Consider the following 1013-nt stretch of genomic DNA (forward strand, 5'->3'; position numbering starts at 1 on the left):
GTGCGCAGGTTCACGTTCACCGGCACGTTCGCGTCCTTCAGCGTCAGGTGCGCCGGCTGGTTCTCTTCATGGTTCGTGTTCGAGATGAACACCGACGACAGCCGGTCGAACGTCAGCTTGCCGTCCGGCTTCGGATACTCGATCGGCGTGCATTGCGACGCCGGTTTCAGCATCTCGTGGTCCGCATGCTTGTGGTGCAGCGTCCACGGCACGTTGCCGCCCATCACCTTCTGCTCGAGCCCGACCATCAGCGTGCCGAGGTACAGCCCCTTGGCCATCCACTGCTTGAAGTTGCGCGCGCGGTACAGCTCCGTGTACAGCCACGATTGCTTGAACGCGTCCGGGTATGCGTTGAGCTCGTCCGATTGACGGCCGGCCTGCACCGCGTCGAACGCGGCGTCGGCCGCCAGCATGCCGGTCTTGATCGCCGCGTGGCTGCCCTTGATCCGCGATGCGTTCAGGAAGCCCGCGTCGTCGCCGATCAGCGCGCCGCCCGGGAACACCGTCTTCGGCAGCGACAGCAGGCCGCCGGCCGTGATCGCGCGCGCGCCGTACGACACGCGCTTGCCGCCTTCGAGGAACGCGCGGATCGACGGATGCGTCTTGTAGCGCTGGAATTCCTCGAACGGCGACAGGTACGGGTTCGTGTAGCCCAGGCCCACCACGAAGCCGACCACCACCTGGTTGTTGTCCATGTGATACAGGAACGAGCCGCCGTAGGTATCCGACTTCAGCGGCCAGCCGGCCGTGTGGATCACCAGGCCCGGCTTGTGCTTCGCGGGATCGATTTCCCACAGCTCCTTGATGCCGATCCCGTACGCCTGCGGATCGGCGTTCGCGTCGAGCTTGAACGTCGAGATCAGCTGGCGGCCGAGGTGGCCGCGGCAGCCTTCGGCGAACAGCGTGTACTTCGCGTGCAGCTCCATGCCGAGCTGGAAGTTCTCGGTCGGCTCGCCGTCCTTGCCCACGCCCATGTTGCCGGTGGCGACGCCTTTCACGGAGCCGTCGTCGTT

1 protein-coding gene is annotated in these 1013 nt (G+C 65.6%); it reads right to left on the reverse strand.

The genetic code is table 11. The features are described from left to right. Positions 1–1013 (reverse strand): electron-transfer flavoprotein:ubiquinone oxidoreductase (locus U5771_RS35170; protein ID WP_322028180.1); only part of this gene is annotated, 1013 nt, incomplete at both ends.

The organism is Burkholderia sp. BCC1977, assembly GCF_905339595.1.
Classification (GTDB): Bacteria; Pseudomonadota; Gammaproteobacteria; order Burkholderiales; family Burkholderiaceae; genus Burkholderia.